The sequence below is a fragment of the Corynebacterium pseudodiphtheriticum genome, from assembly GCF_023509295.1.
GTDB lineage: Bacteria > Actinomycetota > Actinomycetes > Mycobacteriales > Mycobacteriaceae > Corynebacterium > Corynebacterium pseudodiphtheriticum.
This window is the reverse complement of sequence record NZ_CP091864.1, coordinates 925,299-940,395: the sequence shown is the minus strand read 5'-3', so window position 1 is coordinate 940,395 and position 15,097 is coordinate 925,299. Positions and strand designations below refer to the sequence as shown.

10 protein-coding genes and 1 tRNA gene are annotated in these 15,097 nt (G+C 53.1%); 4 read left to right on the top strand and 7 right to left on the bottom strand.

All coding sequences use genetic code 11. The annotated features are described in order from the left end of the window. Window positions 1–10 precede the first annotated feature (10 nt). On the top strand, window positions 11–832 hold the full coding sequence (gene modA, locus L9H78_RS04190) for a molybdate ABC transporter substrate-binding protein (RefSeq protein WP_249618600.1): 822 nt from the start codon (window positions 11–13) through the stop codon (window positions 830–832). 23 nt (window positions 833–855) lie between these two features. Then, complete coding sequence (locus L9H78_RS04185; protein ID WP_249618599.1) at window positions 856–2,811, top strand: ATP-binding cassette domain-containing protein; 1,956 nt, start codon at window positions 856–858, stop codon at window positions 2,809–2,811. Between the two features lie 80 nt (window positions 2,812–2,891). Here the strand turns inward: L9H78_RS04185 and thrB are convergent, their stop codons facing one another. From thrB to argS, 4 genes are all read right to left on the bottom strand, one after another. Then, entirely contained in the window at window positions 2,892–3,821 is a 930-nt protein-coding gene (gene thrB, locus L9H78_RS04180) for a homoserine kinase (RefSeq protein WP_249618598.1), read from the bottom strand. Window positions 3,822–3,845: 24 nt separating this feature from the next. Next, window positions 3,846–5,177, bottom strand: coding sequence for a homoserine dehydrogenase (locus L9H78_RS04175; RefSeq protein ID WP_021353076.1), 1,332 nt, complete (start codon window positions 5,175–5,177; stop codon window positions 3,846–3,848). 208 nt (window positions 5,178–5,385) lie between these two features. Continuing rightward, complete coding sequence (gene lysA / locus L9H78_RS04170; RefSeq protein ID WP_249620583.1) at window positions 5,386–6,741, bottom strand: diaminopimelate decarboxylase; 1,356 nt, start codon at window positions 6,739–6,741, stop codon at window positions 5,386–5,388. 4 nt (window positions 6,742–6,745) lie between these two features. After that, window positions 6,746–8,398 carry an arginine--tRNA ligase gene (argS, locus tag L9H78_RS04165; RefSeq protein ID WP_249620582.1) on the bottom strand — a complete coding sequence of 551 codons (1,653 nt, stop codon included), beginning with the start codon at window positions 8,396–8,398 and terminating at the stop codon, window positions 6,746–6,748. A gap of 195 nt (window positions 8,399–8,593) precedes the next feature. On the opposite strand from argS, the gene L9H78_RS04160 reads away from it, so the two are divergent. Both L9H78_RS04160 and L9H78_RS04155 read left to right on the top strand, forming a co-directional pair. Continuing rightward, window positions 8,594–10,210 carry an alpha/beta fold hydrolase gene (locus L9H78_RS04160; RefSeq protein ID WP_249620581.1) on the top strand — a complete coding sequence of 539 codons (1,617 nt, stop codon included), beginning with the start codon at window positions 8,594–8,596 and terminating at the stop codon, window positions 10,208–10,210. 97 nt (window positions 10,211–10,307) lie between these two features. Continuing rightward, window positions 10,308–10,381: transfer RNA gene (locus L9H78_RS04155), tRNA-Arg, on the top strand. Window positions 10,382–10,546: 165 nt separating this feature from the next. Here L9H78_RS04155 and L9H78_RS04150 read toward each other — a convergent pair. The 3 genes from L9H78_RS04150 to L9H78_RS04140 form a co-directional block, all read right to left on the bottom strand. After that, entirely contained in the window at window positions 10,547–11,050 is a 504-nt protein-coding gene (locus L9H78_RS04150; protein WP_249618594.1) for a MarR family winged helix-turn-helix transcriptional regulator, read from the bottom strand. A gap of 61 nt (window positions 11,051–11,111) precedes the next feature. Continuing rightward, window positions 11,112–13,910, bottom strand: a complete 2,799-nt coding sequence (locus L9H78_RS04145; RefSeq protein WP_249620580.1) for an AAA family ATPase — start codon at window positions 13,908–13,910, stop codon at window positions 11,112–11,114. Further along, a complete protein-coding gene (locus L9H78_RS04140; RefSeq protein WP_283775228.1) occupies window positions 13,907–15,097 on the bottom strand; it encodes a metallophosphoesterase family protein in 1,191 nt (396 codons plus the stop codon). Before L9H78_RS04140 ends, L9H78_RS04145 begins: the two co-directional genes overlap by 4 nt.

Below are 15,097 nucleotides of genomic sequence, written 5' to 3'. Positions count from 1 at the left end.
GGAGAGATTCATGCTTTCTCGTAACCGCGCAACCACTATTCGTCGCATCGCCATGGGTGCTGTCACGGCCAGCGCCATCACTCTGGCTGGTTGCCAATCCAGTGGCGGAGACGCCGCTGACTCCACAGCTAACGATTCCAAAGACGCTGCTGCAGCTCAGGATGTCACCCTGTTCGCCGCAGCTTCTACCCGCGTAATCGGCGATGAGCTGGTAGAAGAAGCAAAGAAGCTCGACCCACCAGTGAACTTAACGATCAGCAATGCAGGATCCACCGATTTGGTGAATCAAATCAAAGAAGGTGCACCTGCCGACGTCTTGTTGACCGCCGACACCAAGTCCATGAACAAGGCTAAAGACAACGGTGACGTTGAAGAATCCAAAACCGTGGCCGCAAACACACTTGTCATGGTGGTTCCCGCCGATAATCCAGCCAATATCAACAGCATCGAAGATCTCAACGAAGACACCACCCTGGTCCTCTGCGACCCGACGGTTCCTTGCGGCAATTTGACGGAGCAACTGGCCGCGGAAAACAACTTAGAGCTTCACCCATCCTCGTTGGAACACTCCGTCACCGACACCCTGGGGAAGGTTACCTCTGGTCAGGCTGATGCAGCATGGGTTTATAAAACCGATGCCATTGCTGCCGGTGATAAAGTCGAAGTCATTGAAATTCCCAACTCCGAGAATTTCGTCAATGACTATCCTGCAGCTGTTCTAAAAAATGCGACGAACGCGGAAGCTGCGCAAGCTGTTCTCGCATTGCTCCACGGTGAAGCAATGCGTTCGGTGTGGGAAAACGCTGGATTTTTGCCAGCAGCCAACAAATAAATCACCGTTGAAAGTACCGCGCCATGGCACACTCGCATTCTGCTGATTGGACCCCGTCCCCAGTTCGACCGAAAAACCCTATTGCCCTGGTTTTTCTCGCTGCGGTAGCCGTGGTGACGGTACTGGGCCCGCTGCTAGCCCTAATCTTGCGCGTCCCTTGGGATCGTTTTACCGAAATTGCCACTAAGGCTTCCACGCTAGAAGCCTTAGGCTTATCCCTGTACGCCGCAGTTCTATCGACGCTCATCACCTTGGCGCTAGGCATTCCGCTCTCACTGTGGTTATTGCAAAGCCGTGCAAGCGGTTGGTTCATTCGCTTACTTTTTGTATTACCGCTAGCAATGCCACCGGTGGTAGCCGGTTTAGCACTCACCGCAGCAATCGGCCGACGTTCTTATACTTCCGGAATCCTGGATGCGCTTGGCATTAACATCGCATTTACTTTTAATGGTGTCGTTGCTTCTCACGTCTTCATTACATTACCGTTCATTATCGTGTCTGCAGACTCTGCGCTGCGCCAAATTAACCAAGAAATCATAGATTCCGCACTCAGCATCGGCATGAGCTACCGTCGCGTGATCTATCACGTAATCCTGCCAACGATTTTGCCCGCGGTCGGCACCGGTGCAGGGTTAGCCTTAGCTCGTTCACTGGGAGAATTCGGCGCTACCCTCACTTTTGCTGGTTCCTTGCCCGGTGAAACTCGGACGCTCCCGCTAGCGATTTATCTTAACCGCGAAGTAGACGCAGATATTGCATATGTACAAGCAGCGTTGCTGATCTTCATCGCCATCATCGTTCTCTGCTTGTCGGCTCTTCCGACGGTATGGAAAAAGCGCCACAAGCACCGCGTAAGCCACAACATCGGGCTCGATCGGCAGCGGCTGGGTGAGCTCACAGGCGCAACCACTAGCCCGCTGGGAATCAACGTGAATGGCTGCCATATTGAAGCAGGTTGTACCACAGCGGTAGTAGGCGCCAATGGTGCCGGGAAAACGACGCTTATGAAAGCAATTGCGGGACGCTTGGGCGGGGCTGAACTGGATTTTTTTGCTGCGCCTGGCCACCAATCCGCCGATAAACCGAGAGTCATCATCCTGACCCAAAACCCAGCACTGCCTCCAGCTTCCACTGTGCTGCAGGCAATCACCATGGCAACACGAGATACCGAACGTGCGGAAGAGTTGTTAAACGCAGCCGGGTTAAGTGAACTAAAGTCGGTCCCCGTTCCGGCCTTATCCGGAGGCCAGTCACGCCAGGTAGCCATCGTCCGTGCTATTGCTGCCAGCCCAGAAGTTCTGATTTTGGACGAGCCATTTGCCGGTCTGGATAGCGCTATTGCAGCCCAATGGAAAGCTTATTTCCGTTCTACCTCCCAACAACGCACAACGTTGCTAGTCACGCACAATGGCCATGACATTTCTTCCTTGTCTGATTACGTCATGTCAGTTGCGGCTGGCAAAATTGTCTCGTATGACAAAACTACGAAACTCACTTCTGCACCAAGCACGAAGTTTCTCGCCACGACTCTAGGGCTCAACGCCCTTGTAGCGCGCTTGCCACGGAATATAGGAGCAAACGCACTGGGTAGGGATAGCGCGCAAATTAGTTGCGGGCAACTCTCACTTACCGTGGGGGAAAAACGCATTGAACTTAGCGACGCAGACTTAAAGGCAAACAACGGCGAAAGCATCCAGGTCCTTGCAACCTGGTTACCTTCCGATGCCTGGTTAAAGAAGGGCGATGCGAAAGAGACTACCGCTGAAGAAAATTGTTGGGTCGGCACAATCACGGATATTTCCGTGCCTCACCCCACAGTGTGTGACATAACTGTTTACACTCACGGCGAACAAGTCAAGATTACTGTCTCGCCACTTGATGCTGCCGAACTCGGGTTAGAACCCGATGATGAAATCATCTGGGGCGTCAGTGCCGATAAGCTGGCTGTAACAGGCCTGGCTGCAGAAGATAAAAACTAGGAGCCCGAAGGCAGCACGAACCTGCGGGCTCCTAAAGTTCTCAGCGCTATTTTTAGCGACATTCCTCAGCACAGTGAAAACTAAGCGTGGCTCACGCTAGTTTCCACAGGTCCAGCAACTCCAAGTTCAACGACTTTGAGGTTCTGTTCGCGGGCGTCAGCAAGTAATGCTTCGTCAATGTCCTCGGTGTGCAAGACCATGATGGTCGGTCCTGCTCCAGACAAATAGGCAGCATAACCGCGATTGCGCAAACGGTTGACCCACTCGGCAGTCACTGGCAACACATCAGAGCGGTACGGTTGGTGCAAACGATCGCGGGTACCTTCCCACAGCAAATCCGGGTGATGCTGGATAGCCACCGTCATAACGGCTACACGGGAAACATTGAATGCGGCGTCGCCGTGTGTGACGTGGCTCGGCAGCACCCGGCGGACTGCCGGTGTTGAAGCATGGAAATCTGGGACGATCGCAGTCGCACGAATCTCATCGTGTACCTCAAGGCTTACAGCCTTATATTCTGGGGCAGAACGTCCGTCCACCGGCACCGTCATCCACGATACCGTGGCTCCGCCGAGCACCGAAGCAGCGGCATTATCCGGGTGTCCTTCAAATGCTGAAGACAACTGCACCACCTGGTTGTCGGAAAGAGGATATCCGGCAAGGGCATTCGCGGCAGCCACACCAGCAACGGCCGAGGATGCCGAAGATCCTAGGCCACGCGATTGCGGAATGGCGTTGGTACATGTAACTCGCAGGCCGGGCGCAGTAGCATCAGCTGCGTTTAACCCAGATCTTAAAGCTTTGACGACCAAATGTGAGCCGTCCCGTGGAAGGTCATCTTCACCTTCCCCATAGATCTCGATTTGCAGGCCGGATGAGATAACCTCGACTTCGATGACATCATAAATGCCCAATGCAAGGCCTAATGTATCGTAGCCTGGTCCCAGGTTTGCTGAAGATGCAGGAACGCGAACGGTCGCTTTCGTGCCGATTTCAAGTTCAGTGCTCATAAACTGCGTAGCTCCCCTGATTCCCTAAACATCCAAACGGATGACAGAATGCACTTTCTTGACGTCTGAAGACTTCTTCAATGCCTCGACGGTGTCGTGCAATACAGATTCTTTCGCACTGTGGGTGACAACAATAAGACGGGCGATACCGTCTTCATTCTCCTCCTGGCGCACAGTGCGCAAAGAAATTCCCTGTTGTGCGAAAGTGGCAGACAGATCAGACAAAACTCCGGCGCGATCGACCACTTCCATGTCGATATGGTAGCGCGTGTGCACCTCACCAAAATCTGCGATTGGCAAGTTTGCGTAGGTGTTATCGCCCGGTGCTCGGCCGCCATGCACTTTATTCCGGGAAGCTCCCACGAGATCGCCCAGCACGGCAGAAGCAGTTGGGTCGCCACCGGCACCATTACCGTAGAACATCAGCGAACCAGCGGCTTCTGCCTCCACGAAGATCGCGTTATAGGACTCATTAACCGAGGCCAGAGGGTGATCTTTCGCCACCAGAGTTGGGTGCACCCGCGCATTAACGGCGTCGTTGCCCTGATCGTCGGTGATCTTTTCACAGATTCCAAGCAGCTTAATGACATACCCGGCTTTATCTGCAGCTGCGATGTCTGCGGCGGTGATGTCACGGATACCTTCACAGTGCACATCTTTGAAGTTGACGCGCGTATAGAACCCAAGTGAAGCCATGATCGCTGCCTTGGACGCGGCGTCGTGGCCATCAACATCGGCAGTGGGATCTGCTTCCGCATAGCCCAAGTCGGTAGCAATTTGCAGAGCCTCGTCGTAGCCCATGCCCTCAGTAATCATCTTGTCCAGAATGAAGTTCGTCGTACCGTTGACGATTCCAGAAATACGCTGAATCTGGTCACCGGCTAGCGAACGGCGCAGCATACCGACGACTGGGATCGCCGCGGCCACAGCTGCCTCGAAGTATAGATCCACTCCAGATTCTTCTGCAGCTTGTGCGAGTTCATCGGCATGAGCTGCGACAAGCGCTTTATTTGCCGTAACCACAGATTTACCAGCACGCAGCGCAGCAAGCACCAATTCCCGGGGATATTCAATGCCGCCGATGAGTTCAACGACCACGTCGACGTCGTCACGCGCGATCAAAGCGTGTGCATCGCCGGTAATCATTTCCGGATCTACACCGCGACGCGGCTTGGAGGTGTCGTCAACTGCAACTCCTCGCAATTCCAATGGGCCCCCGACGCGCTGACGGAAGTCCTCGGAATTTTCCGCAAGCAGGCGGATTACCTCGGTACCGACGGTACCCATTCCTAATACCGCAATTCCAACGGGCTTGCCAGCATTGTTCTCGGTATAGGTAGGTGAATTAGCGACCATGTTGTTTCGCATTCCTTCGTAAATCGTCGTTAGTCAGTTACTCAAACGAGCAATTACGTATCTACGCAATCGCTCATTCGGCGGTTTTCACGGGCGTGCGCATTCAATGGTACCGGCTTTAACGGCAGACTTAACTTGCTTGGCGAAATTTATTCAGCCCGCATTCGCTTCATCATCTGTGCTCAGTACACGCTTCCACATAGTCAGCTCAATCCGCGTCCCGCACCACCTCGAGGCTAAGCAAATCCTCAATGGTTTCGCGACGCAGCATAAGCTCCGCTCTTCCATCCCGTACTGACACCACTGCTGGGCGGGTAAACGCGTTATACCGCGATGACATCGGGTAACAATAAGCTCCCGTCACAGCTAGACCCATCAAATCACCAGTACGTACATCCGCCGGGCACGCAAAGTCTGGGATCAAAATATCCCCAGATTCACAATGCGCCCCCACGAGGCGGGTAGATTTTTGGTGCCCATCAGTAAAACGTGAGACCACCCGCGCATCGTAATCTGCACCGTAGAGTGCGGGACGAATATTGTCCGACATTCCACCATCTACCGCAAGGTACCTGCGGTAGCGCCCCTCGTCGATTTGCACGTTTTTATCAGTACCGACTTCGTAAACCGTTACCGCTGCTGGACCGACAAGTGCACGACCAGGCTCGACGACAACTTGAGGCGGTTCAATTCCCAAAAAAGCCGCCTTATTATGCACTGCAGTAAGCAAATCTTCGGCAATTGCTGCAATGTCCAGCTCGGAGTCATCGGCAAGATACGGCACTCCGTACCCTCCACCCAGGTCCAAAATAGGTAGCTGTAACCCCAAATCTTGGTGCACGCGCGCAAACAGTTCCAGCAAACGATCCGCGGCCAGCTTGAAACCGTCAGCATCGAATACCTGTGAGCCCACATGGCAATGGATTCCGTGCAGCTCTAAGTTATTCGCTTGGTGCGCGTCGACGATGGCCTGCCAAGCATCACCAGCAGCTAAGGAAAAGCCAAATTTTTGATCTTCGTGACTGGTAGCAATGAATTCATGCGTGTGTGCATCCACGCCTGGAGTCACTCGCACCAAAACTGGCTGCTTCCTGCCCAGCTCGGCAGCAATCTCATTAAGTTCTACAAGTTCGCCAGGCGCGTCCAGCACCACGTGCCCTACATGTGCGGCAACGCAGCGTCTTAAAAACTCCCTGTTTTTGGTATTGCCGTGCACCGTGATGCGTTCGGCTGGAAATCCCGCACGCAATGCGATGAGAAGCTCGTTCAGCGAAGCCACATCAAGAGACAAGCCTTCATCCTTGACCCATCGGACAATACGCGTCGACAACATTGCTTTCGAGGCATAGTGCACATTCCTAGCCCCATGAAACGCCTGCGCCATATCCCGGCATCGGGACCGGAAATCATCTTCATCAAACACCATGACGGGAGTGCCGTATTTCTCGACGATTTCTGGCAAAGACACTCCAGCAATAGCCACCGTGCCGTCGTCCTCACGACAGGCATTACGGGGCCAAACATGGCTAGGTAGTTCGTTGAAATCAGAAAGGTGCATGCTCATGCGACTACATCCGTTCCGGAGCGTTAACCCCCACCATGGTTAAGCCATTGCGCAATACCTGCCGCGTCGCACGGGCTAAAGCCAAACGTGCACTGTGGTTAGCTTGCGCCTGCTCGCCTGCTTTCGGCAGAATCTGGCATTGATCATAAAAACGGTGGAAGGTTGCCGCTAGGTCCTCAACATAACGGGCAATGCGGTGTGGCTCGCGCAGTTGTGCGGCGGTCTCCACCACCTCTGGGAACTCACCCAAGGTGCGGATGAGGTCACCTTCTTTGTCATGGACCAACAATCCCAAATCTGGGGAATCCGCATCCACTCCGAGTTCTGCTGCTTTCCGCTCAATCGAGCACAGCCGAGCGTGACCGTATTGCACGTAATACACCGGATTGTCGGCAGACTGCGCAGTCCACAATTCCAAATCAATGTCCACCGAAGTATCAACGCTGGAGCGCACTAACGAGTAACGTGCCCCGTCCGTACCAATGGCTTCGACCAAATCTTCCAGGGTAATCACGGTTCCAGCACGTTTCGACATGCGCACCGGTTTGCCATCGCGCAGCAGGTTAACCATTTGACCAATCAATACTTCGACGTTGCCTGGCTCATAACCCAGCGCCTGTGCCGCAGCACGCAAACGTCCGATGTAACCATGGTGGTCGGCGCCAAGCATATAGATTGCTAAATTGTGGCCACGATCAAATTTATCGGCGACATACGCGATATCACCAGCAATATACGCGTGGTCACCATCCGATTTAATCACCACACGGTCTTTATCATCACCAAATTTTTCTGCGCGTAACCACCAGGCACCGTCAGCTTCATACAAATTGTCATTGTCTTTCAGCGTGGTAATTGCTTTTTCGACTGCACCAGACTCATATAAGGAGTTTTCATGGAAATAAACGTCGAACTCAACACCAAATTCGCGTAATGAGGCTTTGATTTGCTCGAACATCATCTCTACGCCGAGCGCGCGGAAGTTTTCCTGCACTTCGGCTGGCACACCATCAAGTGCTGCGGGGTTCTTTTCGACGACTGCACTAGCGATTTCCCGGATGTAATCGCCTCCATAGCCATCTTCGGGAGTCGGCTCACCTTGCGCAGCAGCCACCAACGACCGCGCAAAGCGGTCAATTTGCCCGCCGTGGTCATTGAAATAATACTCTCGGGTAACTTCTGCCCCGCAGGCTTCCAATACGCGGCCCAAAGAGTCCCCAACCGCGGCCCAGCGAGTTCCACCAAGGTGGATGGGGCCGGTAGGATTCGCCGAGACGAATTCCAAATTGATCCGCTGACCAGACAGTGCATCCGAATTTCCGAATGCTTCCTCTTCCCGTAGGATCTTGGCGACGATTTCCCCCTGTGCGTCGGCAGCCAGGCGAATGTTCAGAAATCCCGGGCCCGCAATTTCTGCTTGATCAATCGCGGAGTTTCCTGCTAATGCTGCCGCCAGCCAGCTGGCGAAGTCGCGCGGGTTTGTCCCTGCCTTTTTCGCTACCTGTAGAGCCAGATTACTGGCGTAGTCACCATGCTCCGGGTTGCGCGGTCGCTCCACTGTTACCACCTCAGGTAACACAGACGAGTCCAAGTCACGCTCTGCCATTACTGCGGTAGCGGTGTCTTTAATTAATTGGGAAAGATCAGCTGGAGTCATAGCTCCTTAGTGTAATAGACAAACAACCTGGCTTAAGAAACAGGCAAATTGAATATTTTTAGATTGCACATTTCTAGAAGGCGACAGAACGATCATGCGGTGCCCGGCGTTTCCCGACACCCTGCACAACTAAAACCGCTAGCATCGCACGAAGTAACTATTTTCACTTTCGTCACTTCTTGGAAGGACTTGTCAGTGCGATCGACACCATTTTTTCAACGAAGCCGTACCACTATCGCCAGCATTGCTTGCCTGGGCGCTTCCGTTGCGTTGTTCCAACCGTCATCAGCACACGCCGGCATCGCACAACACCCCGCACGCAATGCGGAGATTACCTGGGAAGACTGCCCCGCGCAGGTGACCGACGACAACGCAGCATGCGGCCGCATCGACGTTCCGACCTATCACGACAACCCAGAAGCTGGCACCATCTCCGTCGGCTTTGTCCGACAGAAAGCTACTGGAAACTCGCGGGGTGCACTATTCGGCAACCCGGGCGGACCTGGCGGAGACGGTTATTCTTACTTCGCAGGTGACATGTTCGAATGGCCGGATGGCATCACCCAAGAATGGGACCGTATCGTCGTCCAGCCGCGAGGCCTACCGGGCTCTACGCCTGTGCGCTGCGATGAACCCCGAGATATCATCGCCAATAATCCCATCGCCCGCCCCGGCGGATTCTGGAAAGATACCTGCGAGAATTCCACACCGGGATATACCGACTCCTTGACCACACAAAACACCGCACATGATTGGGAGTGGGTACGCCAGGCTCTGGGATACGACGAAATCTCGATCCTCGGCTTGTCCTACGGCACCTACTTGGGATCTGCCTACGCAAGCGCGTACCCAGAACATACAGATCGGTTGATCCTCGATTCCGCCATGAACCCCTATGCTTCCTGGGGTGGTGTGCTCGCACAACAAAAACGGGGATACGACAACGCCTACGAAGATTTTTTCACCTATGTCGCTGACCGCAATAACATTTATGGCCTCGGCACCACCCCGCTAGCCGCCTATAACTCTTGGTCGCACAAGGTTTTGGATGAATCCGGAGTAAACCCCACCAATCTGCCCCCAGCTGCCCGAATTGGTGACCTACCAGCAGGATTGGAATGGTCCGGTGCAATCGGCACAGAAATCATCAATGCCACTAGTCAGGGTTCTGCCCAGCTGGAACATTTAACGCGTTCCGCACTCGCCCCTGGCGCCAGCCTCGATAAATCCCTGACCGCTATCGTGACCCACCAGTTGGTTCCGCAACCACGGCAATGGGACAAGCTCGCGAAACATATCAATGGCAGCGAGGATATGCTTGCTGAACTGGAACAGCCTACCGAACTCAGCGATGAAGAAATTGAGAAGATCCAGCAAGCGCAAGTTGCCACGATCGCGACGCAGCAGTTATTAGTCTGCAATGAAAACACGACGCCAACGGACCCTGCGTTGCTGCCGGAATACCTGTGGGCAAACTATGTCGTCAGTGATATTCCTACTGCCAATTCTTACCGCATGGCGGCTGGCCACACCTGCAACGGTGCGGCGCCGATTACCGGAGTGGCACACTTGGATGGCGCCGAACTTGACGTGCAACCGCTTCAGGTCAGTGCCACTGGAGACCCACAAACCGTCTACGCTGACCACGCAGCTCTTGCCGACGTCATGAACGCGCACGTTCTCACCGTCCATGGCCCAGGCCACGGCCATGTGGGCAACGGCAACAAAGTCATCGACGATATCGTCGTGGATTATCTGCGCACTGGTAAGGCTCCAGAGCAGTCTGATGCACCAGGTTACTTCGAGCAATAACCAGCCCTATTTTTCACAGAAGCACCCGCGACCTGCTAATTATCGCCTATGAGTGACAAGATGTTAGTATTTAGGTCGCGGTAAATTCCGCCGGATTGCCCCCGTAGCTCAGCGGATTAGAGCGTCGGTTTCCGGTACCGAAGGTCGAAGGTTCGAACCCTTTCGGGGGCACACTGAAAATCCTCGGGTCACCACACTGCGGGTGCCCCGAGGATTTCTAGTACTCAGGGCTGTTACTCTAACGCTTTGGCTCTTTTGGAACCAACCGCCCCATAACGACTTGTGGTCGCGAGAACGATTTCATTTTCGATCTCGCGCGGGCTGTCCTTAGCTTTTCTACCGAGGCGCCGAGGGTGGGCAGCCGTCGACTGACGCATACCCTGGGATATTGTCCACGCCAAGCACTGCATTCATAAATCTCCGAATGCTTGGTATGTCCTCTTCATGCAGGTGGTCAAAAATTAGTCGCCGGACCGATTCCACATGGTTCGGAACGGCTCTTTTTAGACGCTCCATGCCTTCATCGGTCAATACGACACTGACACCACGTCCGTCGCCGCTGAATCTTTCCTTACGCAATAAGCCCCGCTTTTCCATTCGCGTAATTTGGTGTGACGTTCTGGATCGATCCCACACCAATTCATCGCACAAAGCACAGAGGCGCAAACAATGCTCTGGTGCTTCGGAAAGAACGACTAATACTCCATATTCCGCAGTGGACAACCCACTGGCGTTAAGTAGAGTTTCATCGAGAACGCGATTGATCTTACGGTTGGCCTGCAAAATGCTGCGCCACAAATCTTGTTCTTGGTCGTTGAGCCAACGTATTGGTTCCGGCATGAGTATATTCTAACTAATTTTGTTGACGAGTCAGATTCTGAGCAATCAACCTCTCCGATCGCTAACCAGAGGTCAATTGGCGCATGGAAAACTGCTGCGCGCCGACCACTCGAGAATAACGTTGTGGCATACACGTCAAAACGAATACCTGTGTCTGCCGGGATATTTCACTAAACAACGCGGCCATAAGCTTCAGTCTGTGCGCGTCAGTCGACCCTAAAGCATCGTCAATCATGACTGGTACAGGAATAGCGGGTAGCTCATTCGAACCTGCCTGCCCGACTTCTCCTCGTGCGGCTAGTGCTGCAATGGCAAAACGAGCCAACAACCCCAGTTGCTCCTGAGCTCCACCTGATAAATGTTCAGTATCCAAAGCCGTATCCCGGATCATGCGCTTGGAAATCGCTAAATTCTCATCAAGTTCAAAACTGACAGAGTGGTCAAAAACTACTCGCGCAAATCGTTCTAGCTCACGGGCGAATGGTTCCATGTACCGTTGACGTGCTGCATCCCGATGCTTCAGAAGGGTCTCGCGGAGACGGGCCGCCGCCTGAGCGCGACGTTCGACAACCGCAAAGGCAATTTTATAGTTTTCTAATTGGGCTTCTGCTTTCTGCAATCGTTCCGCTGCACCCGTTGCTGCATCAATGTGCGAGTTCAACGCGAGTTTTCGGTGTTTCGATTCCCGCACAATATCGTGCAACTGCGCAACATGAGCCGCGGCACCTTCCCAATTACGCACAGTCATAGAAACGTCAGCAGCGTCAGCGGCAACGCTAGCCGCTTCACGCTCATTGATCGCCTGTTCCCACTTCCGTTTCGCAAGTTCGAGGTTTTCTCGAAGTTTGTCCATCAACGCTGGATCCGCCCGCTCGGCGACTTTCTCTTCGATTTCTGCAACTCGTTCAGAGGCCAGGTCACAACGTTCCCGTATGCGCAATGCCTCAGCTTCCCCTGGCATAGCGTCGTAAGCAGCAAGTCTAGACGCACAGTCTTCCAGTGCTATCCGTGCTTCTTCTTCGGCTTTTTCTGCAGCAGCAAGTTCGGCACCGATTTCATCACCATTGCTAAGCACTGAAACATCCGTGATGCGCTCAAAACCAGCAAGTTGCTGGCGCAAGGCGTCTAAATCTTTCTCCCCTACAACACCTGCGCGCTGATTACGCAAAGCAATTATTTCTTCATCGAGTAAGGAACAGGTCTTATAAATTTGTTCAGCCTGGCTGACATCGTTGCAATGAAACTCAGCTAATAATTCGTCGAGAGTTTCGCGCGCCTGTTCCACGGCAGATTGCGCGGATTGTTTCTCAGTAGTTTCTCTTCGTGCGCTGCGATAGACCGCAGTAATATCACCAAACCGCAAGGTAACGCCGTCGGAAAGGCCAATGGTTTTTTCCGGTTCAGCATCATCGCAGGTTTGCTGATCTGACTCGCCAACTACAGTCTGCGGGCTACACCCAAGGGCCACTTCACGGCTTCCAGTGCCATCATCAACAGTCAACGTTTGTGGAGACTCAGAACGCAGTTCCAAACGCGCGGAGTGGGCATCTGCAAGCTTTTGTTCAACGACCACGTCATCATGCGCTTGACGCAGCCGCTGCCAAGCAGAATTATCAACGTACGCAGGCAAAGCTCCGAGAGCTTCGCGTGCGTCCGCGATCTCACTGTCGATGCCTTCTACTTTTTCTATCAACTCGCGTAATTCCACTGCCCGCTCTGTGTCGTGAAACTCTTGCGAAGCCACACGTGCAGTTTTATGCCGTTCACGCTGCTTCCGGTATTCCGTTTCAGCGCTATTCTTCGCATCTCGCAATTCGGAAATCGCCTCGGCTTCCCGTACCGCGGTTACTTCTGCTGCGTGCAACTGAGATTCGAAGTCATCCCGGCGCGACTGTGCCTGTTTGAGTTCATCGAATAGCACAATCCGAGCTTCCAGTAGCTCAGATTCCGAATTTTTCTGTTTTTCTGCCAGCTTTACTGCTTCTACAGCGTCTATTAAGCGCTGCTGCACCGTTTCTGCTTGTTCTTTTTTGCGCTCCCAGTCTTCTAATTCCCGTTCCGCGGCCGGGATCTCAGCTGCAGCATCCTTTTCTCTCTCGTCAAGCTGCTCGAATTCAGCTACGTGACTGGCTACTTTCTCGAATTGCGCTTGCGCCTCGTCATACTGAGCTTGGGCAGAATTGAGTTTTTCTTCCGCTTCTTTTAATTCTTTAGCAGGCTTAGCCGTTTTGTCCGTGTAATAACGTTTATATTCTGCGTTTACCGCCGCTAGCAGGCGTGATTCTTCTTGCGCCTGCTCTGTACCGGCTTCATACCCTGCAGCAACCGCGTCACCTCCTGCAGAGTCATCAGCGGAACCCCAAGAATTTCTCGCTTGCAAGGAGCTTTCTACACTCGGGATACCAGCTGCTGCTAGTGAGTGATTTAATTTCCCTTGGCGAACAAACAGCGCATCCAGTAAATCCGTATCAAGATATTCACTGATGATGGAACGAAGTTCATTATCCGCGGCATCCCCGTGCAGAAGAGCTCTTTTCGGAGAAATCAATTTCAATTCACATTTTTTACTTGCAGCCGAGCTAGAAAACTGCTTGTATACCTCCATCCGATAAGGACCGATTTCCAAGTCAAGCCGGACCCCTGGCCAACCGGAGCCGTCAGCAGGCACAAGCGATTTTATGTTTTTCGGAAACCCTGAGTACTTGTAATTTAGGCACGCATCTATGGCATCCATGATGGTGGATTTCCCGGCCTCGTTGTCGCCATGAATCACAATGACGCCGCTATCGGGAAGCCCTGTAAGCTCCAGCTGTGTAATTCCTCGGACGTTGTGCAGACTAAGTGCGTGGATGCGCATCATCGGCGCGCCTCCTTAGTTAATCGAAATAAGAGATGTGCACTATCACGCGCCACTGTGTCATGATCAGCATCGCCCAGTAATTCTTCAAGCGCAGCGCGCGCGTAACCACTTACGTCCAGGCTTTCCAGTTCCCCAGTTTCAGGTTGCAAATCCAGCCCGGGGGAGGACGCAGATTCGTATAACGCACCGAAGCTGGGACGCAATGCCTCCAGTTCTCTTTCCAGGCGCATAGTATCGGTCAAGCTGAGAGCACCACGTAGATAATATTTCACCACTGTGCGTCGTTTATTGTCGTAATTACGTAAGTAATCCACAAATGCGTCCACGGTGGCGGCATCGTCTAGTTCCGGCTGTAGAGCATGAAATTGCCATTGCCCAATTGCGTGCTTGTCGACGCTAACTTGCGCCTGCATCACCGGTTGCTCTGTAGATTTGTTGACGGTAACGACCAAAACATTACCGGAATCCACTTCACCACCATCAACGTCAAAACCCCATTCTGCCAGCCTGTGAAAGTCTGTCGTTTCCGGTGCCCCCGAAAACCAAACTCTGCCGCTTTCGCCCAGAGAACTTGTGGAATGGGTATCACCGAGCGCTAGGTAATCAATGGTTCCGGCTTCTAGCGCTGATTCCACACGCTGAAGATCAATCAAGTCTGGCTTTATCTCATCACCATAGGACTCCACCTGACCGTGGCCGACCATCACGCGAATCCTACTCGTTGGCTCCAGCTTTGCTAAAGCCGCTGATACCAAATCATGGTCGGGTCTTTTCACCAAAAATGGTGCGCCAATAATCTCGACCTCGTCAGAAATTACTCTCGGCTCGGTGTCATCAAGCACATGGATATTAGGCCGCTGTCGAGCCCGAAAAAAGATCGAGTCCGCTACAAGCGGATCGTGATTGCCAGGTAATAGATAAATGGGAACCGGTAGTGATTGCATCGTTTCTAGGGCGCGGTCTAAGGTTCGTTGCTCCAAAGAATTATCATCAAAGATATCCCCGGCAACGACAATAAAATCACAGCATTCCCGTTCAGCAAGTGCACCTAGCTTCTCAATCGCTAGAAGCCGAGACTCTTCGAAACGTGCACCAGCATCACCACCAAGAAAACGCCTATGCATGCCCAACTGAAAATCAGAGGTGTGGAGAAATCTTACGGTGCATTCTTTGCTCGCATGGTTCAC

Bases quoted from the DNA above. Each gene is read 5' to 3' on its own strand.
- L9H78_RS04150 (WP_249618594.1), bottom strand. From the start codon at position 11,050: ATGCCGGAACCAATACGTTGGCTCAACGACCAAGAACAAGATTTGTGG.
- argS (WP_249620582.1), bottom strand. From the start codon at position 8,398: ATGACTCCAGCTGATCTTTCCCAATTAATTAAAGACACCGCTACCGCA.
- L9H78_RS04145 (WP_249620580.1), bottom strand. From the start codon at position 13,910: ATGATGCGCATCCACGCACTTAGTCTGCACAACGTCCGAGGAATTACA.
- L9H78_RS04175 (WP_021353076.1), bottom strand. From the start codon at position 5,177: ATGGTCGCTAATTCACCTACCTATACCGAGAACAATGCTGGCAAGCCC.
- thrB (WP_249618598.1), bottom strand. From the start codon at position 3,821: ATGAGCACTGAACTTGAAATCGGCACGAAAGCGACCGTTCGCGTTCCT.
- modA (WP_249618600.1), top strand. From the start codon at position 11: ATGCTTTCTCGTAACCGCGCAACCACTATTCGTCGCATCGCCATGGGT.
- lysA (WP_249620583.1), bottom strand. From the start codon at position 6,741: ATGAGCATGCACCTTTCTGATTTCAACGAACTACCTAGCCATGTTTGG.
- L9H78_RS04185 (WP_249618599.1), top strand. From the start codon at position 856: ATGGCACACTCGCATTCTGCTGATTGGACCCCGTCCCCAGTTCGACCG.